This window comes from Pantoea sp. JK, assembly GCF_026130245.1.
In the GTDB taxonomy this organism is placed as follows: Bacteria; Pseudomonadota; Gammaproteobacteria; order Enterobacterales; family Enterobacteriaceae; genus Pantoea; species Pantoea trifolii.
The window spans coordinates 219,314-241,078 of record NZ_JAINFN010000008.1 but is presented as its reverse complement, the minus strand read 5'-3'; the positions used below and the strand labels follow the sequence as shown (position 1 = coordinate 241,078).

19 protein-coding genes and 4 tRNA genes are annotated in these 21,765 nt (G+C 54.9%); 5 read left to right on the top strand and 18 right to left on the bottom strand.

The features are described from left to right. Nucleotides 1-133: 133 nt before the first annotated feature. From hemC to hemY, 4 genes are read left to right on the top strand one after another with little or no spacing between them, the layout of a single operon-like run. On the top strand, nt 134-1,075 hold the full coding sequence (gene hemC, locus PanJK_RS17990) for a hydroxymethylbilane synthase (RefSeq protein ID WP_036648709.1): 942 nt from the start codon (nt 134-136) through the stop codon (nt 1,073-1,075). Further along, nucleotides 1,072-1,812, top strand: a complete 741-nt coding sequence (hemD, locus tag PanJK_RS17985; protein WP_008105768.1) for a uroporphyrinogen-III synthase — start codon at nt 1,072-1,074, stop codon at nt 1,810-1,812. The genes hemC and hemD overlap by 4 nt, the downstream gene beginning before the upstream one ends. Before the next feature lie 23 nt (nt 1,813-1,835). After that, a complete protein-coding gene (gene hemX / locus PanJK_RS17980; protein ID WP_008105767.1) occupies nt 1,836-2,966 on the top strand; it encodes a uroporphyrinogen-III C-methyltransferase in 1,131 nt (376 codons plus the stop codon). A 2-nt stretch (nt 2,967-2,968) separates the two neighbouring features. Beyond that, nucleotides 2,969-4,165, top strand: a complete 1,197-nt coding sequence (gene hemY / locus PanJK_RS17975; RefSeq protein ID WP_256698038.1) for a protoheme IX biogenesis protein HemY — start codon at nt 2,969-2,971, stop codon at nt 4,163-4,165. Nucleotides 4,166-4,751: 586 nt separating this feature from the next. Here hemY and PanJK_RS17970 read toward each other — a convergent pair. The 18 genes from PanJK_RS17970 to trxA all read right to left on the bottom strand — a co-directional run bounded on the left by PanJK_RS17970 (nt 4,752) and on the right by trxA (nt 20,350). Further along, a tRNA-Pro gene (locus PanJK_RS17970) sits at nt 4,752-4,828 on the bottom strand. 37 nt (nt 4,829-4,865) lie between these two features. Next, nucleotides 4,866-4,952 (bottom strand) — tRNA-Leu (locus PanJK_RS17965). A gap of 16 nt (nt 4,953-4,968) precedes the next feature. Next, nucleotides 4,969-5,044: transfer RNA gene (locus tag PanJK_RS17960), tRNA-His, on the bottom strand. Between the two features lie 92 nt (nt 5,045-5,136). Then, nucleotides 5,137-5,213: transfer RNA gene (locus PanJK_RS17955), tRNA-Arg, on the bottom strand. A gap of 159 nt (nt 5,214-5,372) precedes the next feature. After that, the gene (gene wecG / locus PanJK_RS17950) at nt 5,373-6,107 is read right to left on the bottom strand and encodes a lipopolysaccharide N-acetylmannosaminouronosyltransferase (protein ID WP_265301674.1); all 735 of its coding nucleotides are present in this window, start codon (nt 6,105-6,107) and stop codon (nt 5,373-5,375) included. A 28-nt stretch (nt 6,108-6,135) separates the two neighbouring features. Next, a complete protein-coding gene (gene wzyE / locus PanJK_RS17945) occupies nt 6,136-7,479 on the bottom strand; it encodes an ECA oligosaccharide polymerase (protein WP_265301672.1) in 1,344 nt (447 codons plus the stop codon). Then, entirely contained in the window at nt 7,476-8,546 is a 1,071-nt protein-coding gene (locus PanJK_RS17940; RefSeq protein ID WP_265301670.1) for a TDP-N-acetylfucosamine:lipid II N-acetylfucosaminyltransferase, read from the bottom strand. Before PanJK_RS17940 ends, wzyE begins: the two co-directional genes overlap by 4 nt. Beyond that, the gene (wzxE, locus tag PanJK_RS17935; RefSeq protein WP_265301667.1) at nt 8,543-9,796 is read right to left on the bottom strand and encodes a lipid III flippase WzxE; all 1,254 of its coding nucleotides are present in this window, start codon (nt 9,794-9,796) and stop codon (nt 8,543-8,545) included. Before wzxE ends, PanJK_RS17940 begins: the two co-directional genes overlap by 4 nt. Continuing rightward, nucleotides 9,796-10,926 (bottom strand): dTDP-4-amino-4,6-dideoxygalactose transaminase, encoded by a 1,131-nt coding sequence (rffA, locus tag PanJK_RS17930; RefSeq protein ID WP_265301665.1) that lies wholly within the window; start codon nt 10,924-10,926, stop codon nt 9,796-9,798. The genes wzxE and rffA overlap by 1 nt, the downstream gene beginning before the upstream one ends. Next, nucleotides 10,923-11,621, bottom strand: a complete 699-nt coding sequence (gene rffC / locus PanJK_RS17925; RefSeq protein WP_265301663.1) for a dTDP-4-amino-4,6-dideoxy-D-galactose acyltransferase — start codon at nt 11,619-11,621, stop codon at nt 10,923-10,925. Before rffC ends, rffA begins: the two co-directional genes overlap by 4 nt. Then, entirely contained in the window at nt 11,599-12,480 is an 882-nt protein-coding gene (rfbA, locus tag PanJK_RS17920) for a glucose-1-phosphate thymidylyltransferase RfbA (RefSeq protein ID WP_265301661.1), read from the bottom strand. Before rfbA ends, rffC begins: the two co-directional genes overlap by 23 nt. A gap of 22 nt (nt 12,481-12,502) precedes the next feature. Continuing rightward, nucleotides 12,503-13,579, bottom strand: a complete 1,077-nt coding sequence (rfbB, locus tag PanJK_RS17915; protein ID WP_265301659.1) for a dTDP-glucose 4,6-dehydratase — start codon at nt 13,577-13,579, stop codon at nt 12,503-12,505. Continuing rightward, nucleotides 13,576-14,835: a UDP-N-acetyl-D-mannosamine dehydrogenase gene (gene wecC / locus PanJK_RS17910; protein WP_265301657.1), complete on the bottom strand. Its 1,260-nt coding sequence runs from the start codon at nt 14,833-14,835 to the stop codon at nt 13,576-13,578. Before wecC ends, rfbB begins: the two co-directional genes overlap by 4 nt. A 2-nt stretch (nt 14,836-14,837) precedes the next feature. Continuing rightward, nucleotides 14,838-15,962, bottom strand: coding sequence for a non-hydrolyzing UDP-N-acetylglucosamine 2-epimerase (gene wecB / locus PanJK_RS17905; protein ID WP_179452834.1), 1,125 nt, complete (start codon nt 15,960-15,962; stop codon nt 14,838-14,840). A 10-nt stretch (nt 15,963-15,972) separates the two neighbouring features. Further along, on the bottom strand, nt 15,973-17,022 hold the full coding sequence (wzzE, locus tag PanJK_RS17900) for an ECA polysaccharide chain length modulation protein (protein ID WP_265301654.1): 1,050 nt from the start codon (nt 17,020-17,022) through the stop codon (nt 15,973-15,975). Nucleotides 17,023-17,048: 26 nt separating this feature from the next. Then, a complete protein-coding gene (gene wecA / locus PanJK_RS17895) occupies nt 17,049-18,134 on the bottom strand; it encodes a UDP-N-acetylglucosamine--undecaprenyl-phosphate N-acetylglucosaminephosphotransferase (RefSeq protein ID WP_256698023.1) in 1,086 nt (361 codons plus the stop codon). Nucleotides 18,135-18,412: 278 nt separating this feature from the next. Further along, nucleotides 18,413-19,672: a transcription termination factor Rho gene (gene rho / locus PanJK_RS17890; RefSeq protein ID WP_008105744.1), complete on the bottom strand. Its 1,260-nt coding sequence runs from the start codon at nt 19,670-19,672 to the stop codon at nt 18,413-18,415. Nucleotides 19,673-20,017: 345 nt separating this feature from the next. Continuing rightward, on the bottom strand, nt 20,018-20,350 hold the full coding sequence (trxA, locus tag PanJK_RS17885) for a thioredoxin TrxA (RefSeq protein WP_008105741.1): 333 nt from the start codon (nt 20,348-20,350) through the stop codon (nt 20,018-20,020). A 117-nt stretch (nt 20,351-20,467) separates the two neighbouring features. Between trxA and rhlB the strand changes: the two genes are divergently transcribed. Next, entirely contained in the window at nt 20,468-21,763 is a 1,296-nt protein-coding gene (rhlB, locus tag PanJK_RS17880; RefSeq protein WP_256698022.1) for an ATP-dependent RNA helicase RhlB, read from the top strand. Nucleotides 21,764-21,765 lie beyond the last annotated feature (2 nt).

Here is a 21,765-nt window from a genome sequence, read left to right as displayed (position 1 = left end):
GACTTCGACTCTCAACTGCGACCCTCAAGATCCAGGCACAGTCTGACATCGCGGCCTTTTCAATCCGTTGAAACTGACAGCATTCCCCTATCAATGATAGGATATTCGATGAACGATCAAAATGGTTAACAGCATGTTAAACAAAATTTTCAGAATTGCTACCAGACAAAGTCCCCTTGCTCTGTGGCAGGCACAATATGTCCAACAGCGCCTGATGGCGGCTCATCCGGGTCTGCAAGTTGAGCTGCTGCCGATGGTCACCAAAGGTGATGTCATCCTTGATACGCCACTGGCAAAGGTTGGCGGCAAAGGGCTGTTCGTTAAAGAGCTTGAGCTGGCAATGCTGGAAGGGCGTGCCGATCTCGCCGTGCACTCGATGAAAGATGTGCCGATCGATTTTCCAGAAGGTCTTGGTCTGGTGACCATTTGCGAGCGTGAAGATCCGCGCGATGCTTTCGTCTCCAATCGTTACAACAGTATTGATGAGCTGCCGCAAGGCGCGGTTGTCGGGACGTCCAGCCTGCGCCGCCAGTGTCAGCTTAGCGCCCGCCGTCCGGACCTAGTGATTCGCTCGCTGCGCGGCAACGTCGGTACGCGTCTGGGCAAACTCGATGCAGGTGAATATGACGCCATCATACTGGCGGCGGCGGGTTTGAAGCGTTTAGGTCTGGAAGATCGCATTCGTCAGGCAATGCCTGCAGAAATTTCCCTGCCCGCTGTGGGTCAGGGCGCCGTCGGCATTGAATGTCGCGTGGATGATGAGCAATTAATTACGCTGCTCCAGGCGTTGAATCATGACGATACCGCCGTGTGCGTGCGTGCCGAACGTGCGATGAATACACGGCTGGAAGGCGGTTGTCAGGTGCCAATCGGCAGCTTCGCGGTGCTGGAAGACGATCAGCTGTGGCTGCGCGGATTAGTCGGCTCGCCGGACGGCAGTCAAATGGTGGTGGGCGAGCGCCGGGGTCCACGCGATCACGCCGAAAAAATGGGCATTTCGCTGGCCGAAGAGCTGCTGGATGGCGGCGCGCGCGACATTCTGCGTGAAGTCTATCAAGGTCAACCGCCAGCATGACCATCCTCGTGACCCGCCCGGAACCGGCCGCCACTGAACTGGTCTCGCGTTTGCGCAGCCTGGGCAAACTGGCATGGAGCCTTCCGCTGATTGAATTCACGCCGGGTCGCGATCTTATTCATTTACCTAAGCAACTTGCTGCACTCCAGCCAGGCGATCTGGTGTTTTTGCTGTCGCAGCAGGTCGTCACGTTCGCCGAACCCGCTTTACAGCAGAGCGCGACTACGTGGCCTGAAGCACTCAACTATTATGCTATTGGCCGCAGCACTGCTTTAGCCCTGCATACCGTCAGTAATCTAAAAGTAGACTATCCTCATGCGCGGGAGACCAGTGAAGAGCTGGTGCGCCTGAATCGTCTGCAGCAGGTTAGCGGCAAACGCGCGCTGATTCTGCGCGGCAGCCCAGGACGCGAGTTGCTGGCGGAAACGCTGATTGAGCGCGGCGCTGAGGTGCAATATTGCGAGTGTTATCAGCGTTGTGAAAAGCACTACAACGGCGCGACTGAAGGCCGCCGCTGGCGCGATCGCGGCATCACAACGCTGGTGGTCACCAGCGGCGAAATGTTACAACAACTCTTTTCTCTGTTTCCGCCAATTGATCGTCGGGAATGGTTACTACACTGTCGGCTTGTGGTCGTCAGTGAACGTTTGGCTACGCAAGCCGCTGAACTAGGCTGGCAGGACATTGATGTAGCCGATGGTGCCGATAACGACGCGCTGCTGCGCGCGTTACGCTGAACTTAACAATGGGATGAGCCATAATGACGGAACAAAAAGCCTCCTCCGCCATGGTTGAAGAAACCACCCCAGCGGACAATTCTCCCTCTCCAGCAACTAAGCCACCACGCGATAAAAAAAGCGATGGCAAGGTGCTGAGTGCAGTGGCGATTGTGATTGCGCTGGCGATTGGGGCGGGACTTTACCTTAATGGGAAACACCAGGCCGATTTACAGGCTCAAACTAATCAGAATCTCAGTGAGCAGCTTAGCACCTTGCAGCAGCAACTGGGCAGCGACAAACAGCAACTGACGCAACAGCTGGCTAGCGCCAACAGCGCCTTGCAGGAGACGCGCACGCAGCAGGATAACAGCGCTAAAGAGCTGGAAACCCTGCGTGATAAAGTCGCCACCATCTCTGGAAACGACACGCGTACCTGGCTGCTGGCGCAGGCGGATTACCTCGTCAAACTGGCGGGCCGCAAATTGTGGAGCGATCAGGATGTCACCACTGCAGCAGCGTTACTGAAAAGTGCCGATACCAGCCTGGCAGACATGAACGATCCAAGCGTAATGAACGTGCGTCGCGCCCTAACGCAGGACATCAGTTCACTCTCCGCCGTCAGCCAGATTGATTATGACGGCACCATCCTCAAGCTCAATCAGCTGTCGAACGGCGTCGATAATCTGCGTCTGGCTGACAACGACAGCGATGATTCACCTATGGACGCCGATGGCGGTGAGCTCTCCAGTTCTCTGCACGAGTGGCGTCAAAATCTGGTGAAAAGCTGGCACAACTTTATGGATGATTTCATCACCATCCGCCGCCGCGATAACACCGCACAGCCGCTGCTGGCTCCGAATCAGGACGTCTACCTGCGCGAAAACATTCGTTCGCGCCTCCTGATTGCCGCCCAGGCCGTACCGCGTCATCAGGATGAGATCTACAAACAGTCTATCGATGCGGTATCAACCTGGGTTCGTGCCTGGTACGACACCAACGATGCCGCCACCAAAGCCTTCCTTGCGCAGCTGGATGAACTGAGCCAGCAAAGCATTTCGATGGATGTGCCGGATACGCTGGAAAGCCAGCCGCTGCTGGAAAAACTGATGCAAACTCGCGTGCGTAATTTGCTGGCTCAGCCATCGGTTGCTGCTGATCAACAGGGAGGCTAACCATGCTGAAAGTATTGGTGCTTTTCCTGCTGCTGATTGCCGGCATTGTGGTTGGACCGATGGTTGCAGGCCATCAGGGCTACGTGCTGATCCAGACCGACAACTGGAACATTGAAACCAGCGTAACGGGCCTGGCGATCATTTTGATTCTCAGCCTGCTGGTGATCTTGTTGCTGGAATGGATTCTGCGTCGCCTGTTCCGCACCGGCGCACGTACCCGCGGCTGGTTCACCGGTCGCAAGCGTCGTAGCGCACAGCGCCACACGCAGAGCGCGTTGATGAAACTGGCGGAAGGTGACTTCAAGCAGGCAGAAAAATTGCTGTCGAAAAATGCCGACCACGCCGATCAGCCGGTAGCTAACTACTTGCTGGCTGCCGAAGCGGCGCAGCAACGCGGGGACGAAATCCGTGCTAACCAGCACCTGGAGCGCGCTTCTGAGTTGTCGGTGAATGATACGATTCCAGTTGAAATCACGCGCGTACGTCTGCAACTGGCACGCAACGAAGATCATGCTGCACGTCACGGCGTTGACCGCTTGCTGGAAGTCGCGCCGCGCCATCCGGAAGTGTTGCGTCTGGCAGAACAAGCCTACATTCGTACCGGCGCGTGGGGCGCATTGCTCGACATTCTGCCTTCAATGCAGAAAGTGCAGATCAATGATCAAGCACAGCGCGATGCCTTGCAGCAGCAGGCCTGGCTGGGCCTGATGAACCAGGCGATGGCCGATCAAGGCAGCGACGGTTTGAAAAAATGGTGGCAGAACCAGAGCCGCAAAACGCGTCAGGAAACCGCCTTGCAGGTGGCGATGGCAGAACATCTGATTGAGTGTGACGATCCGGACACCGCGCAGAGCATCGTGCTGGAAGGTCTGAAGCGTCAATATGACGATCGTCTGGTGTTGCTGATGCCGCGCATCAAAAGTGGCGATCCGCAATCTCTGGAGAAAGCATTGCGTCAGCAGATTAAACAGCATGGCGCCACGCCCCTGCTGCACAGCACGCTGGGACAGATGCTCATGCGTCATGGAGAATGGCAGCAGGCGGCAGAAGCGTTCCAGCAAGCGCTGGCTCAGCGTCCTGATGCGTTTGATTATGCCTGGCTGGCCGATGTTTACGACCGCCTGCATCGCCCGGAAGACGCCGCCAAAATGCGTCGCGAAGGCCTGCTACTTACGCTGAAGACCAATCCCAGCGCCTGATTTTACGATTGTTACTTTTGTGCACGCCGGGCTGGTCCCGGCTTTTTTTTGCCTGTCATAAACTGCAGACAAAAAAACACCTGCCATAAGCAGGTGTAAGATCAGGTCGTTCAGACAACTGATGGCATCCGACTCAACGTAATGTCCTTCTTACTGCAGTAAAGCGTGCGCAAATACTGCCAGGCTGGACAACGGATGCCGTAAGGGGCTCTGCATCATTCCCAGGTTTATGTAGCATCAGCAAACATAAGAGGTGGAATGAGCATCTACAGGGAGATTATTGCACAAGACGTGCCAAAGTTGCAGTTAACGCAATAAGTTATTTTCTATCAACAGGATACAACCCACCACACGATCCACGTGTTAGCCGCTGTCGGTAAATCGCGACGCATAGCCCAAAAGCTGTCTCCGTAAAACGACAAGCTATGCAAGGAATTGTCATGCCATTATAAATCAGTGAGTTATATGTATCTGAATAGCGACAATGTGCAGAATTACGTTTTAAGGAAATGATGGGATGAGTGGCGAACGCGGAAGGTGGGTACAAACGAAAAAAGCCTGCTTTTTCAAGCAGGCTTTTCGAATATGGTCGGCGAGAGAGGATTCGAACCTCCGACCCACTGGTCCCAAACCAGTTGCGCTACCAAGCTGCGCTACTCGCCGATTTTTTACTTCTTTAACGCTACTGCGTAATTTTGCCTGGTGCGAAGGGAGGGACTTGAACCCTCACGTCCGTAAGAACACTAACACCTGAAGCTAGCGCGTCTACCAATTCCGCCACCATCGCGTGACCGAGCAAAATCTGGGGTGGCTAATGGGACTCGAACCCACGACAACTGGAATCACAATCCAGGGCTCTACCAACTGAGCTATAGCCACCATAATTCTGGTGCGTAAGCATGTCTCGCTTACTAAAATTCACTGCATAACGCGGTCTAACCAACCACCGAAGCTCTTGCGCACAAACTAAATGGCGCGCCCGACAGGATTCGAACCTGAGACCTCTGCCTCCGGAGGGCAGCGCTCTATCCAGCTGAGCTACGGGCGCGTAGCGCCGTTGCGGATGGGCATACTACGGGCTTGACCTCATGCTGTCCAGCCCTTTTTTAGAAAAAAACCGCGTTTGATTACGCTTTGTGCATTCCATCGATAATTACAGCAGTTTGAGGTGCTTACCCTCGTATTTCTGCTGAAAAAACCAGCAATTTCAGAGATCGCCGCGCCAATGGTAGCGCAAATATTTCAGCAGCTTTAATTGGCGACGCAGACGCGAAGGCTGACGAATGAGACGATAGAGCCATTCCAGTCCGGATTTTTGCCACCAAACCGGCGCGCGCTTAACGTGCCCGGTAAAAACATCATAAGTGCCACCAACGCCCATATAGAGCGCATGCGGCCAATGTGCGCGGCAATCACGCATCAATAGCTCCTGGCGCGGCGAACCTTGTGCCACCGTGACAATCTGCGCACCGCTTGCCGCAATGCGTGCAAACAGCGCGTCGCGCGCTTCAGGCGCAAAGTAACCATCCTGGCTGCCAACGATATTCACATTCCACTGCTGGCGCAGCTTGTCGCAGGTTTCCTGCAGCACCGCCTGACGTCCACCAATCAGAAACACCGGAATGCCGCTACGCCCTGCACTCTCCATCAACGCTTCCCATAAATCCGCGCCTGCGATGCGGTTCACCTGCAGCTGAGGATACTTCTTACGCAGCGAACGGACGATGCTGATGCCATCCGGATATTTGAATTCGGCCTCAGCAATCAGTGCGCGTAGCTGCGCATCTTCTTCCAGCGTCAGCATTTTCTCGGCATTCATCGCCACCAGCGTGCCGCAACGCGGCTTGCCCTCGGGCAGCAAAAAGCGCAGAAAGCTTGCCATATCGTTGAAGGCGTGAAGATCGACTCCGCGCAGGCTATAGCGCGGCTTATCGGTTTCCATGGTATGAATTTCCCGTTGTGCCCAGAGGTTAAGATGGGCTGTGTAAAACCGGCTCGCTGCGCGGACGAATCAATCCCGCGCGCGCCAACAGCCAGTAAAGCAATTTTGCCGCCCACATGCAGGCCGCAAAAATCAAACAAAAAAACACTACGCGCGAGCCGAAAGCATCCAGCCCTTCACGCGCCAGCACGATCATATTAAATACCGCGCCGAAGCAGAAACTCTGCAAAATCGCCCCGCTGTAACGGTTGCTGGTATCACGGCCATACAGATAAAGGTTATCGAATCCTTTCATCAGCAGGCCGACAGCCACCGCACCGATTGGGATAAACCACACGCCGCCCATCACCACCAGCGAACCCAACAGCGTCGGCGAGATCGCCAAGCCGGAATGGTTGTTCAGTACTTCCCAGGTAAAGTAATTGGCGCTGTTGAGAATGGCTGCAGGACGTCCCGGCCACATCCAACTGGGAATGAACACGTAGAAATCGCGCCAAATTGGTGCCAGGCCCTGAAAATCGATCTTGTCGTAGTTTTGCAGTAATAGCGCCAGATTTTCCCACGGCGAGAAGGTATCGCGCGTCAGATAAAGGAAGGTGTAAAACGCCTCATCGCCGACCACGTCGAGGTTATAGCGACGCAGCGCCAGCCAGAACATGCCGCCGATTGCCATCACACCGGCGCCGACCAGCATCCACAGCGTGATCCAGCCGCGCGTAATACCAATGAACAGGAACAGCGCGAAAGCGATGATGATATTGGCGCGCGTGCCGCCCACCAGCGCGTAGGTCAGCAAGCCAAATGCCACCGACACCAGCAAAAACCACAGCCACTGACGCTGGGTTGGCTTGAGGAAGTAGCGAATCAGCATCGCCGGAATAAAGAAGTAGAAGAAGCGTTTGAGCGCCACACCCGATACTTCGCTGGAGAAAATCTGGTTGTAAGCCGAAAGCCGGAACAGCAGCAGGCCGTTGTGCATAAAGAATACGGTGACGGTGCCAATCGCCACCAGCGCCAGCAGCAAACAGGTCAGATTGGTTTCAACCCGGTTCATCTGCAGCCAGGGTTTACGCGCAGGCGCATGGGCCGGCCGTAGCCGCACCTTGTAGCTGACGTAATAGATGGCATAAAAGCTGGTAGCGGCCAGCAGCGCCTGCAGCAGATATTCCGGCGGCACCACCGCCACGTTAAAGCGGAACACCAGCACGCTGGTCAGCGGGAAGCCGAAATAGAAGGTCAGCAAAAAGAGAATGGTGAAGAACAGGTGGAAGTTGAAACGCACCCGCTTAAATTCTCGCCAGGTTAGGGTCAGAATGAAACCCAGCGAAAACAGATAAACCACCAGCAGACCACTAAACTGCATCAGGCTCATGTTCTCTCCCTTTCACTCAGGGTAAGCGCGTCGCGCCAGCCTGCCAGATAGCCAGGGGCAAAAAAGGCAATCGATGCGTGATCACATTGCGCTAATTGTCGTTGCGCTTCGGCCACGCTGGCCGCATCCAGCGCATCTTCGCTAAACAGCACCGGCAAGCCTTGCTCGCTGAGATCGCGCCAGAACGGATTTTTGCGGTTCAGCACAAACGGAATATTGGCCTGAATCAGCAGGCATAGCGTACCAATGCCTTGCTGGCGCTCGAACATAAAATAGCCGAGCTGGCAGCGGCTAAGCAATGTCAGATAGGCATCAAAGTCGATCTTGTCGCGCAGCAACGTCACCTGCCCCGCCAGGAACAGGCGCTGTGCGGCAGCGCCAATCTCTTCGATGTAAGCGTGATTATTTTGCGGATAACCGAGCGGCACGACGATTTTTACCTGTTCGCCAAACTGCGCGCGGATCGCCTCCAATCCGGCAATGTGGCGATTACTGCGATCGCCGGAGTTACCGAGCAGGATAGTGAAATCAGGATTTTCCACCTGCGCGGGCGGCGCAACATCCGGCATGCGCGTCGGGAAGTAGAGCAGCGAAGCGTGAACGCGCGGATGGCGCTGCTGGAAATGGTACAAATCACCCCGCGTCGCAAACACGCGCGCCACGCGCCCCTGCGCCATTCTGCGCAGCAGATAAAACAGTTGATACTTGAGGCCGTGCCCTTCTTCATAGAGATCCGCGCCCCATACGTGCCAGAACGCCTGCTGACGACGCAGTTTGCCGCTCAGTAAGGCTAACCAAATGCTGGGATTAAACTGGCCGTGAAAGAAGAAACGCTGCGAGCGATCGGCGGCACGCGCTATCACCGCTTGCGCCAGCGCACGCTTGCTGGCAAAGGTTTCAATCTGCAATGAAGCATACGCTTGCAGCGTTTCGGGCGCGCTGGAAACCACCATAAATTGACGTGGTGCATAGCCTGGTAGCTCGGCGCTCATCACGTCATTAAAGAAGCGCAGCACCGTATGATTGTGATGCGGGATATCCGATCCCAATACGTGAAAAGTCGTCATTTTTTCCGGCAATAAATCATGAAGGCGCCACAACACAGGGCGAAATAGAGAACGTAGGTTGCCATGTAAGCCTGCGCGGCTCCGGCAGTCCCGTGCAGCGGAATCAACCAATGAGAAAAGCCGGTCAGCAGGGCAAACTGGCTGATTTCAGTCAGAATATAGAAGCGCAGCGACGCTTTGGCGATCACCAGATATCCGAAAACATAGGCGCCGACTTTAAACACATCTCCGCACAACTGCCAGACGAAAAGGTCACGCATCGAGCTGAACTGTGGCGAAAACAGCAGCCAGATAGCGACATCGCGTAGCAGCCATACACAGAAACTGGCCGCCGCGACGGCAGGTAATACAAAGCGCAGTGCACGCCCAATCTCACGCGCGATTTGCGGCTTTTGCTCCAGCCGCGCCAGCGTGGGCAGCAGCCAGACGCTGAAAGTGGCGGTGATAAATTGCAGATAAGCATCGGAAATGCTGGTCACGCCCTGCCATAAACCCACCTGCGACCAGCCTTGTTGCTCAGCCAGCAGATTTCGCATCATCACCCACGCCACCGGCAAGGTGAACGAGGTGATCAGCGCCATCAGCGTAAACTTCGCCAGATTGCGCGCCAGTTCGGGATGCCAGGTTGGCATCAGCCAGCTCAGCGGCAAGCGATCGCGATGGCGACGCAGCATCAGCAATGCTGGAAACACCAGTAGCGCCGGTACCAGCGCCAATCCCACTAACGCACCGGCATAGCCGCTCAGCCACCAGCACAGCACATAACCCAGCACGCCCACTACACTTCCAGCAATCAGCGCCAGCGCGTTACCGCGCGCATCGCGAAAACCTTTCAGCAACGCTAGCGTCAGGTTGGCCCAGGCAATACCGAGTTGCAGAAAGGCGACAATGCGCACCACGTTTGCATATTCAGCATGACCAAACAGCGCCGTGCTGATCGGCGACGCCGCCAGCAAAAACAGCAGCGCCAGCAGCGTTGAAAAGCCGAGCACAATCGCCGAAGCCGTGCCGGTGACCGCGCGTAACTGCTGCGGCTGTTGCTGATGTTGCGCGACTAGCGTAGTGACGCCGTTAAAGATGCCCGCGCCCGCCAGCACGCCGAGTACGATAATCAACTGGCGGAAGTTACCGGCTTGCCCGATCCCTTCCGGCCCGAAACTCACCGCCAGCAGTTTCACTACCAGCAGGCCAGCAACGATTTTTACCAGCGTCGAAGCGGCGGTCCAGACTGAAGCTTTTGCTAATGACATCAGGCAAAGAAACTCAGCAGCGAACTGATCACCGTACGCTGATTGTTATCCGATAAGTTGTAGAACAGCGGCAGGCGCAGCAAGCGCTCGCTTTCACGTGTGGTAAAGACATCATCACCGTGGAAGCGGCCAAAACGTTCGCCCGCTGGCGACGAATGCAGTGGGATGTAGTGGAACACCGTGAGGATTTCCGCCTCTTTCATCCAGTTGATCAGCGCCTGACGATCGTCGCTGTCACGCAGCTTGATGTAGAACATGTGCGCATTGTGGCGGCAATTTTTTGGCACCACCGGCAGCTCAATACGACCTGCAGTAGCCAGCGGTTGCAGTGCATCGTAGTAGCGCTGCCACAAACGCAAACGCTGCTGATTAATTTGCTCCGCCGCTTCCAGCTGCGCCCACAAATAGGCTGCTTGCAGATCCCCCATCAAATAGCTGGAGCCGATATCGCGCCAGGTATATTTATCCACCTGACCACGGAAAAACTGGCTGCGGTTGGTGCCTTTTTCACGAATGATCTCGGCCCGCTCCACCAGCTTCGCGTCATTAATCAGCGTTGCGCCGCCTTCACCGCCCGCGGTGTAGTTTTTGGTTTCGTGAAAGCTAAAGCAGCCAATATGACCAATGGTGCCTAGCGCGCGCCCTTTGTACTGCGACATCACGCCCTGCGCGGCATCCTCAATCACATAGAGTTCATGCTTCGCCGCCAGCGCCATGATGCTGTCCATCTCGCAGGCCACGCCCGCGTAATGTACTGGCACAATGGCGCGGGTTTTCGGCGTGATCGCCGCTTCAATCAGCGTTTCGTCGATATTCAACGTATCGGGACGCACGTCGACAAACACGATGGTCGCGCCGCGCAGCACAAAGGCGTTGGCGGTGGAGACGAAGGTATAGCTCGGCATGATTACTTCATCGCCAGGCTGCAGATCAATCAGTAGTGCTGCCATCTCCAGCGACGCGGTGCAGGATGGCGTCAGCAGCACTTTTTTGCTGCCGAAATGTTGTTCCATCCACTGCTGGCAGCGGCGAGTAAAGCCGCCATCGCCGCACAGCTTGCCGCTGGCCATCGCCGACTGCATATATTCAACTTCGCTGCCGACAATCGGCGGCGCATTAAATGGGATCATGAGGCTTTCCTGTAGAACCAGTAAGCGGTGCTTTCCAGCCGCGCACCGCTGCGTAAATAGAGGCGCATCGCCGTGAGATTGCTGAACTGGGTCGCGACGCGCAGATGCGTTAGCTGACGCACACGGCCCCAGTCGGCGGCCGCGAGCAGCAAGCGCTGGCCGACGCCGCAGCCTTGGGCGGCTGGCAATACCGCCAGCAGACCGATGCGCATTTCGCCGTCCACTTCGCGCATCGAGACAAAACCTTGCAGCGAGCCCTGCTCATCGCAGGCCACCAGACATTGATTATCAAAGGTGCCGCGCACGGCATTTTCAATCCACTGCGCGTAAAAACGACCGCTGTCCGCCGCAGCAAACCACGGTGCGCGGAAACGGCTTTGACTAAACGCCTGCGCAGCCGCTTCACGCAGTACCGGGATTTGTGCTTCCCGCGCAATACGCACGCCAACTTGCCGCTCGGTGTGTTTGATGCTGAGAGTGAGATCAGCTTCGCCTTCCACCAACTGAAAGCCGTGCTGGCTCAGTGCATCAATGGCATCAACACGTTCAGCAGGCACCTTCACCTGCCACAGCGCATAAGGTTGCTGAAGCGCCTCGGCCAGCGGCAGATCGCCATCCAGCGACAAGCGCGCACTGTTCTGACCGAAGAAGTCATTTTCCCATTTAAGGGGATCAATATTGACGCGGACGGGCATTGTGAACATCCAGCAGATACTGGCCGTAGCCGGTTTTGGTTAGCGCCTGAGCGGCAGCTAAAAGCTGGGCATCGCTCAGCCAGCCGTTACGCCATGCAATCTCTTCCAGGCAGGCGATCTTAAAGCCCTGACGTTTTTCCACCGTCTGCACAAACATACTCGCCTCAATCAGGCTGTCGTGCGTGCCGGTATCCAGCCAGGCAAATCCGCGCCCCAGCAACTCTACTGAAAGCTCGCCCTGATCGAGATACATCTGGTTGATGGCGGTGATTTCCAGCTCACCCCGTTCGGAAGGTTTCACCTGTTTGGCAAACTCCACCACGCGGTTATCGTAAAAATAGAGGCCGGTTACCGCCCAGCGCGATTTCGGCTGCTGCGGTTTCTCTTCAATGGAGAGCGCGTTGAAATCGTCATCAAACTCCACCACGCCAAAACGTTCCGGATCCATCACCTGATAGGCAAAAACGGTCGCGCCGCTGCTGCGCGCGGCCACTTTCTTCAGTTTGGGGCTGAATCCCTGGCCGAAATAAAGATTGTCGCCCAGCACCAGACAACAGTGATCATTGCCGATAAAGGATTCACCAATAATAAACGCCTGCGCCAACCCATCCGGGCTCGGCTGCTCGGCATAGGCCAGCTGCAAACCGAATTCGCTGCCGTCGCCCAGCAGGCGTTCAAAGTGGGCACGATCTTCCGGCGTGGTGATGATCAGAATTTCACGGATTCCCGCCAGCATCAGTACCGACAGCGGATAGTAAATCATCGGCTTGTCGTACACCGGCAACAGCTGTTTCGAGATGGCGCGGGTGATCGGATGCAAACGCGTACCCGAACCACCGGCTAAAATGATGCCTTTCATCGCTGCTCCTTCATCATGGGTTTCAGCGCGGTGTGGCTAAGCCTAAACGCTCGCCACGATAGCTGCCATTAAGAATCGACCGCCACCATTGCGGATTGGCCAGATACCACTGCACCGTTTTGCGGATACCGCTCTCAAAGGTTTCCTGCGGTGTCCAACCCAGCTCGCGCGCGATTTTACTGGCGTCGATGGCGTAGCGCTGGTCGTGACCGGGACGATCGGTAACAAAGGTAATCAGATCACGATAACGAGCCAGATGCGGCGCACGCTGCTGCGGTGCCAGTTCATCCAGCAGATCGCACAGCGTTTCCACTACCTCAAGATTACGTCGTTCATTGTGGCCGCCAATATTGTAGGTTTCCCCCACTCTGCCGCTGCTCACCACGCTATACAGCGCCCGCGCGTGATCCTCTACGTACAGCCAGTCACGTATCTGGCTGCCATTGCCGTAAACCGGCAGCGGTTTGCCCGCCAGCGCATTGATGATAGTGAGCGGGATCAGCTTCTCCGGGAAATGATACGGACCGTAATTGTTAGAACAGTTGGTGATGATGACCGGCAAACCGTAAGTACGCAGCCAGGCGCGCACCAAGTGATCGCTGCTGGCTTTGGTCGCCGAATAGGGGCTGCTCGGCGCGTATGGCGTGGTTTCAGTAAAGAAGTCGTCGCTACCGTGCAGGTCACCAAACACTTCATCGGTGGAGATATGATGCAGAATGAAGCCTTTTTTGCGTTCATCTGCCATGCCATTCCAGTAATGACGTGCCGCTTCCAGCAGCTGATAGGTGCCGACAATATTGGTTTCGACGAAGGCGATTGGCCCATCGATCGAACGGTCAACATGGCTTTCCGCCGCCAGATGCATAATACAATCCGGCTGATACTGCGCCATAACGCGATCCAGCTCGGCGCGATGACAAATATCCACCTGCTCGAAAGCGAAACGTGCATCCTGTTGCACCGGTGCCAGCGACGCCAGATTGCCGGCATAGCTCAGCTTATCGACCACCACCACGCGGTGATCGGTGTGTTCAAGCAGAAAGCGCACCAGCGCCGAACCGATAAAACCTGCGCCGCCGGTGACCAGAAACTGTTTCATCGCCAAACGCCTTTGGTATCAACAATCCACGGCTGGGCAATCTGTGCCGCATCAATTGCGCGGAACTGGGCGTGATCAACCAGCATCACCAGAATATCCGCCTGCTGCAGCGCCACGTCAGTGGCAACCAGCGTGGCTTCATGTGCCAGACGTTGTGGAATGTCTTTCACATGCGGCTCAACCACCCAGGTTTTGCCGCTGTGCCATTCGGCAATCCGATGGGCGACGCTCATCGCCGGGCTTTCGCGCAGATCATCAATATTCGGTTTGAAGGCCAGGCCAAAGCAGGCAATGGTGACATCGCTGGCGCGTTTACCGCTGGCGGTAAGGCACTCTGCTAACGCCTGTTTTACCTGATCCAGCACCCAGCCTGGTTTGGCGTCATTCACTTCGCGCGCGGTGCGAATCAGTCGCGCCTGCTCGGGATTTTGCGCCACGATAAACCACGGATCGACGGCGATACAGTGCCCGCCGACGCCCGGTCCGGGTTGCAGGATGTTGACGCGCGGATGGCGATTCGCCAGCGCGATTAGCTCCCACACGTTGATGCCCTGCTCGGCGCAAATCAGCGACAGCTCATTGGCAAAGGCGATGTTCACATCGCGGAAGCTATTTTCGGTGAGTTTGCACATCTCGGCGGTGCGCGCATGGGTCTCCACACACGCGCCGCGCAGGAAAATGCGATACAGCTCGCTGGCGCGTGCGGAACAGGCTGGCGTCATGCCGCCAATCACGCGATCGTTTTCAAGCAGTTCGACCATCACTTTGCCGGGCAATACGCGCTCCGGACAGTAAGCGATAAACACATCGCACGCATCACCGTGCTGCGGGAAACGCAGATCGGGACGCGCCGCCGCCAGCCATTCCGCCATTTGCTCGGTGGCACCCACCGGCGACGTGGATTCGAGGATCACCAGATCGCCCGCTTTTAACACGGGTGCAATCGACAGCGCCGCAGCCTGCACATAGCTGAGATCCGGCTGATGGTCGCCGATAAACGGCGTGGGCACGGCGATCAGGAACGCATCGGCGGCTTCGGCCTGCGTAGTGGCACGCAGATGACCGGCACACACCGCTTCGCGCACCACATCACCCAACTCGGGTTCCACGATATGGATATCGCCGCGATTGATGGTTTCAACGGCGCGGACATTAATATCCACACCAACGACTTTCTTTCCCTTTGAGGCAAAAACGGCCGCCGTTGGCAGCCCAATGTAGCCCAGTCCGATAACGGAAATGGTTTCAAAACGCATGGTTAGACTCTGTGTTGTTTTAGGGCCTGCAAGATGCGCGCGCAGGCATGGCCATCGCCATACGGATTGTGCGCGCGGCTCATTGCCTGCCAGGCTTCATCGTCCTGCAACAGCAGGCTGACTTCAGCGACAATTTTACTGATATCGGTGCCGACCAGTTTCACCGTACCTGCGTCCACGGCTTCCGGGCGCTCGGTGGTATCGCGCATCACCAGCACCGGTTTACCTAATGACGGCGCTTCTTCCTGAATGCCGCCGGAATCGGTAAGAATCAGCCATGAGCGATTCATCAGCCAGACAAACGGCAGATACTCTTGCGGCTCAATCAGGATGATGTTTTCAATGCCGCTGAGAATGCGATTAACCGGCTCGCTGACGTTGGGATTGAGGTGCACAGGATAGACAATTTGCACCTGGGGATGCTGGCGCGCGATGTGCGCCAGCGCACTGCAAATGCGTTCGAAGCCGTCGCCAAAACTTTCGCGGCGATGACCCGTGACCAGAATCAGCTTTTTGTCGGCATCGAGGAACGGATAGCGCGCGGCAAGGCGCGCATTGAGATCGGCATCGTCCAGCACGCGGTCACGCACCCACAGCAGCGCATCAATCACTGTGTTGCCGGTGACAAAAATGCGCGCATCCGGCAGATTCTCACGCAGCAGGTTTTGCCGCGAATTTTGCGTCGGTGTGAAGTGATAGCTGGCAAGATGGCCGGTGAGCGTGCGATTGGCCTCTTCGGGCCACGGCGACATCAGGTTGCCGGTGCGTAATCCTGCTTCCACATGACCCACCGGAATCTGGTGATAAAACGCTGCCAGGCTCGCCGCAAACGTGGTGGTGGTATCGCCGTGCACTAACACCACATCCGGCTGGAAATCGGCCAGAACGGTTTTCATGCCCTGCAGAATACGGCTGGTGATCTCCGTCAGCCCTTGTTCCGGGCGCATGATATTCAGATCATAATCAGGCTGCAGCTGGAACAAACGCAGCACCTGATCGAGCATTTCACGATGTTGTGCGGTGACGCATAAGCGCGATTCGAACGCAGCATCCTGCGCCAGCGCCTGCACCAGCGGAGCCATTTTGATCGCTTCAGGACGCGTGCCAAATACCGTCAGAACTTTCACGTGGCTTCTCTTAATGGCTCGTTGCTAACGTTGAACGCGGACGACGCACCAGCGCCACTCCCGCACCGACCAGCGCGCCAATCACGCCCCACATGATCATCATAAACAGGCGGCGCGGACTGTCGCGCGACACCGGCTCTTCCGGGGTGCGCAAGTAGCGGTAAGTCTGGAATTGTTGATCCAGACGCGGCCCGGCCTGCAGCGTACTCAGCATCGCTTTGTTTTGATCATAGCTTAAATCGTAAGCAGGTCCGCTGGCTTGTAAAGTGTCGAGTTGCGCCTGCAGCATTTGCTGCCCGAGCAGGAAACGATCGCTGTCTGGCAGCGCCTCGCCGGTTGCCGGTGCCCGGTTCTCTTTGATGCCCTGCTCGCTCGCCACTTTCAGCGCCTGCTCGATGCGCTGGCGTTGTCGTTCAAATACCGCCTGCGCCACTTCCTGCTGGCGATTCACCTGCGACGCCAGCTGCACGCTGCGCGCCTGCCAGGCACCTTTTAGTTCCGCATTCAGATGACGCGCCGCACGTTCGCTGGCGTAGGCAATATATTGACGCAGCAGATTGTTGGCATCGCTGGCGGTTTCGGCGACCAGCTTGATGTTATCTAAGATATTGCGCGCCGGATCGGCAGCCGTGAACTGGATGTTGGTGATCAAATCATCAAGCAGCGCCGCATCGTTGTGCGCGTTGCCGCTTTTACGACTTTTGAAGTATTCAGTCTGCTGCCAGAAATCACGACGCGTATCCCAGGATGCCAGCTGCATGGTGAACTCCTGATAAACCTCATCCATCACGGTTGGGGCGGGCGAGCTGAGATTGAGCGTATTAGTGCGCACATCCAGATTATTGAGGAATTGTTGCTGCACGAAGAAATCACCCAACATATTCACCGTTGGACGATCGGTCACTGCCGTGGTGCTCCACGCTTGCTTCATTAACATCGATGCCAGCCAGGCGACCAGCGCAAACAGCAGCGCCAGACCGATGATCCAGCGTTTACCACGCCAGAGCGTGCAGCCAAGGCCACGCATATCCAGTTCGTTCTCCACAACGACAGAGGTCATAACAAAATCCTTATTTAGGCACTTACTTACCTGGAGTAATTATTGCCAGAAGTGGCCTTATTCCATCGACGTTTTAAGCGACGCAATCTACGTGCCATCCGCCAGGCATGCTTGATGCAATAGCCATAAAGAAGGAATGCCATTAAGAAAAGGACGAGCATGACCCATTCTGGAATGAAAGCGAGATATTCACCTAATACGCCAATACCCGCTAATAATGCGGCTGCAACGGTAATGAGTAAAAAAGCCTGTCGGGACGAAAATCCCGCTCGCATGATGAGATGGTGAATATGTTGCCTGTCTGCAGAAAAAGGACTCATCCCTTTACGTAAGCGACGGTACATAATCGCTATCATGTCCATCAAAGGTATGGCGATGAGCCAGAGCGCAGTAACCGGTGTTATCGGATGGCTAAGCCCTTGAGTCGTTTCTAACAATATCCAAATAATCGTAAAACCTATCATGGTGCTGCCAGCATCACCCATGAAGACCTTATAACGTCGTCCGAGAAATCCCAGATTAAGAAGTATGTAAGGGATGGTGGCTGCAATCATGGCAAAGCACCACATCGCAAGACTAAACATCCCATCAAAATAAAGGATGATGCCCATAGCGGCAAAGGTGACACATGAAAGGCCGCCAAGTAAGCCATCAATACCATCAACCATATTGAATGCATTAATTGCGGCCCAGACGGCAAAAAGGGTAAGTACGTATCCAAAAGGCCCAACGATAAATTCAACCGGACCAACAATAAATCCAAGGCTCAGGAGATATAACTTGGCGCCTACCATCATGACAACAGCAATTACCGCCTGTACGAAGGCACGAAATTTAACGCTAATGTCGAAACGGTCATCAAGAGCACCAACCAGAACCAAAATGCCAGCACATATCAGGTAGAGAAACCCGTTCGGCATATAGGATTTTGTAATCATAAAAGCAAAACAGACGCCTGCATAAACAGAGATCCCACCAACTAAAGGAATAACACCCTGATGTCTTTTCCTTAAGTTTGGCTTATCTACTAACCCTATCTTTTTCGCTACTTTTCGAGCGATGAAGATAAAGGCCAAAGAAAAAAGAAAAGTTAGACCAAGCTCTGTACTCATAGTGAGTAAATTCACATTAATGCTCTCAGCTAAAATCGTGGACAACAATATGCAAAACACCCGCCATTGCCGCATATCCCTATTCCGAATTCTGCTGCAGAAAAGCCTGATTGTTGAAAAAACAAACGCATCTCTGCCACAGTCATTATAAAAGCTTCCTGACTGCGCTAATCCTAATGCCCATAAATAAAAAACGCCACGTTAAGACGTGGCGTTAGCAATATTTCCTGGCAAATTGTGCGAATCACCGCTTGGCTTAGCGACTCGCCGATCGCAACTTAGGAACGCTTCATCATATCGAAGAATTCGTCGTTGGTTTTGGTCATGGCCAGTTTGTTGATGAGGAACTCCATCGCGTCGATTTCACCCATTGGATGGATGATTTTGCGCAGGATCCACATTTTCTGCAGCTCTTCCTGTGTGGTGAGCAGCTCTTCTTTACGGGTACCGGAACGATTGTAATCAATCGCTGGGAATACACGCTTCTCAGCGATTTTACGCGAGAGGTGCAATTCCATGTTACCTGTACCTTTAAACTCTTCGTAAATCACTTCGTCCATCTTCGAACCGGTATCAACCAGCGCGGTCGCGATGATGGTCAGGCTGCCGCCCTCTTCCACGTTACGTGCCGCACCGAAGAAACGCTTCGGACGATGCAAGGCGTTGGCATCCACACCACCAGTCAGGACTTTACCTGATGCTGGAACCACGGTGTTGTAGGCACGCGCCAGACGCGTGATGGAGTCAAGCAGGATGATCACGTCTTTCTTGTGCTCAACCAGGCGCTTGGCCTTCTCGATCACCATCTCAGCAACCTGCACGTGACGTGATGCTGGCTCATCAAAGGTCGAAGCGATAACTTCACCTTTAACCAGACGCTGCATCTCGGTCACTTCTTCTGGACGTTCGTCAATCAGCAGCACCATCAGCAGGCAATCTGGATAGTTGTAAGCGATGCTCTGCGCGATGTTCTGCAGCAGCATGGTTTTACCCGCTTTCGGCGGCGCCACAATCAGACCACGTTGACCACGACCAATCGGAGAAGCCAGATCCAGCACGCGTGCAGTCAGGTCTTCAGTCGAGCCATTACCGCGTTCCATACGCATACGCTTGCTGGCGTGCAGCGGCGTAAGGTTTTCGAACAGAATCTTGTTACGCGCGTTTTCCGGCTTGTCATAGTTAACTTCGTTAACTTTCAACAGCGCAAAGTAACGTTCACCTTCTTTTGGCGGGCGAATCTTGCCAGAAATGGTGTCACCAGTGCGGAGGTTGAAACGGCGGATTTGGCTAGGAGAGACGTAGATATCATCGGGACCGGCGAGGTAGGAGCTATCTCCAGAACGGAGGAAACCAAATCCGTCCTGCAATATCTCCAGCACACCATCACCAAAGATGTCTTCGCCGCTTTTTGCGTGCTGTTTCAGGATAGAGAAAATAATATCCTGCTTGCGCATACGCGCCTGGTTTTCCAGCCCCATATTTTCGCCGAGGGTAATCAGCTCAGAAACCGGCGTATTCTTTAATTCGGTAAGATTCATAGTGATGGGTTCTTAAACTCGGGGTAATTCTCGAAATGATTGTCGTGAGTGGTATGGCAAAAATTCCATGCCTGTTAATGGCTCTTTTTCAACTCAGCTCGACGATTATCGTCAGATGTGGCGATAGGAAACGAGGAGACGGTCGAAAGATGATGCCGAATGTGCTAGTCATCAGATTGCCAAACCACGATAACGTTCATTGCGAGTAGGGTCTGACAAGGGAAAACTTAGATGCAAACTACAAGGTAAGAGCGTAATGCAGTGAACTCAACTTAACACGCTTAAAGTGAGACGTCCAGCAGTGGCGAAAAAATTCACCACTGCCGAACAAACACCCTGCTGGGCTTAGGCCAGGTTGGCGTTCAGGAACTCTTTCAACTGTCCTTTAGACAGTGCGCCAACCTTGGTTGCCGCCACTTCGCCGTTCTTGAACAGCAGCAGAGTTGGGATACCGCGGATGCCGTATTTCGGCGCCGTACCCGGGTTGTCATCAATATTCAACTTAGCGATGGTAAGTTTACCTTCGTACTCTTCTGCGACTTCGTCGAGAATTGGGGCGATCATTTTGCAAGGACCACACCATTCAGCCCAGAAATCAACCAGAGTGACACCGTCTGCTTTCAGTACGTCTGTGTCGAAACTGTCATCGGTCAAGTGAACGATCTTATCGCTGCTCATGTTTAACTCCAAAAGATTGCGCCTGGCGAATTGGCGGAAATGATACCAACGTAGGTTGACTTTATTTCATCGGATACGCTTTCGTAAAGCGCTAGTAAGCTGATATTCTACCACACTATGAGCAAAACACACTTAACTGAACAGAAGTTTTCCGACTTCGCCCTGCACCCTCAGGTGATAGAAGCCCTTGATACTAAAGGCTTTAGCCACTGCACGCCTATTCAGGCGCTCGCGTTGCCTCTTACGCTTACAGGGCGTGATGTTGCGGGTCAGGCGCAAACCGGTACCGGCAAAACGATGGCGTTTCTTACGTCAACGTTTCATTATCTTCTTTCTCATCCTGCCGCAGAAGGTCGCCAGACTAATCAGCCACGTGCGCTGATCATGGCCCCGACGCGTGAGCTCGCCGTACAAATCCATGCCGATGCTGAACCATTAGCGAAGGTCACTGGCTTAAAGCTGGGCCTGGCTTATGGTGGCGACGGCTACGATAAACAGCTGAAAGTGCTGGCTGATGGTGTCGATATTCTGGTGGGCACCACCGGACGTCTGATCGACTACGCCAAGCAGAACCATGTCAACCTGGGCGCGATTCAGGTTGTTGTGCTGGATGAAGCCGATCGCATGTTCGATCTCGGCTTTATTAAAGACATTCGTTGGCTGTTCCGCCGCATGCCGCCGGCCACTCAACGCCTGAGTATGCTGTTCTCTGCGACCTTGTCTTACCGCGTGCGAGAACTGGCATTTGAGCACATGAACAACGCCGAATACGTGGAAGTTGAGCCTGAGCAGAAAACCGGCCACCGCATTAAAGAAGAGCTTTTCTATCCTTCGAATGAAGAGAAAATGCGCTTGCTGCAGACGTTGGTAGAAGAAGAGTGGCCAGATCGCGCCATAATCTTTGCTAACACCAAGCACCGCTGCGAAGACATTTGGGGCCATCTGGCTGCCGATGGTCATCGCGTGGGTCTGCTGACCGGTGATGTGGCGCAGAAAAAACGTCTGCGTATTCTCGACGACTTCACCAAAGGCGATGTGGATATCCTGGTTGCCACCGACGTCGCGGCACGTGGTCTGCACATTCCTGCCGTCACGCATGTGTTCAACTACGATCTGCCTGACGATCGCGAAGACTACGTTCACCGTATCGGCCGCACTGGCCGCGCGGGCGCCAGCGGTCACTCCATCAGCCTGGCATGCGAAGAGTACGCGCTGAACCTGCCGGCAATCGAAGAGTACATCGGTCACGGTATTCCGGTGAGCAAGTACAACAGCGATGCCTTGCTGAATGAACTGCCACCGCCGAAGCGTCTGCAACGCAGTCGTTCAGGAAACGGTCCACGCCGTGGCGGGAACAACAATAACCGTCGGAGCGGCGCGCCGCGCAATAGCAACCGTAAACGTTCGGGTTAAGC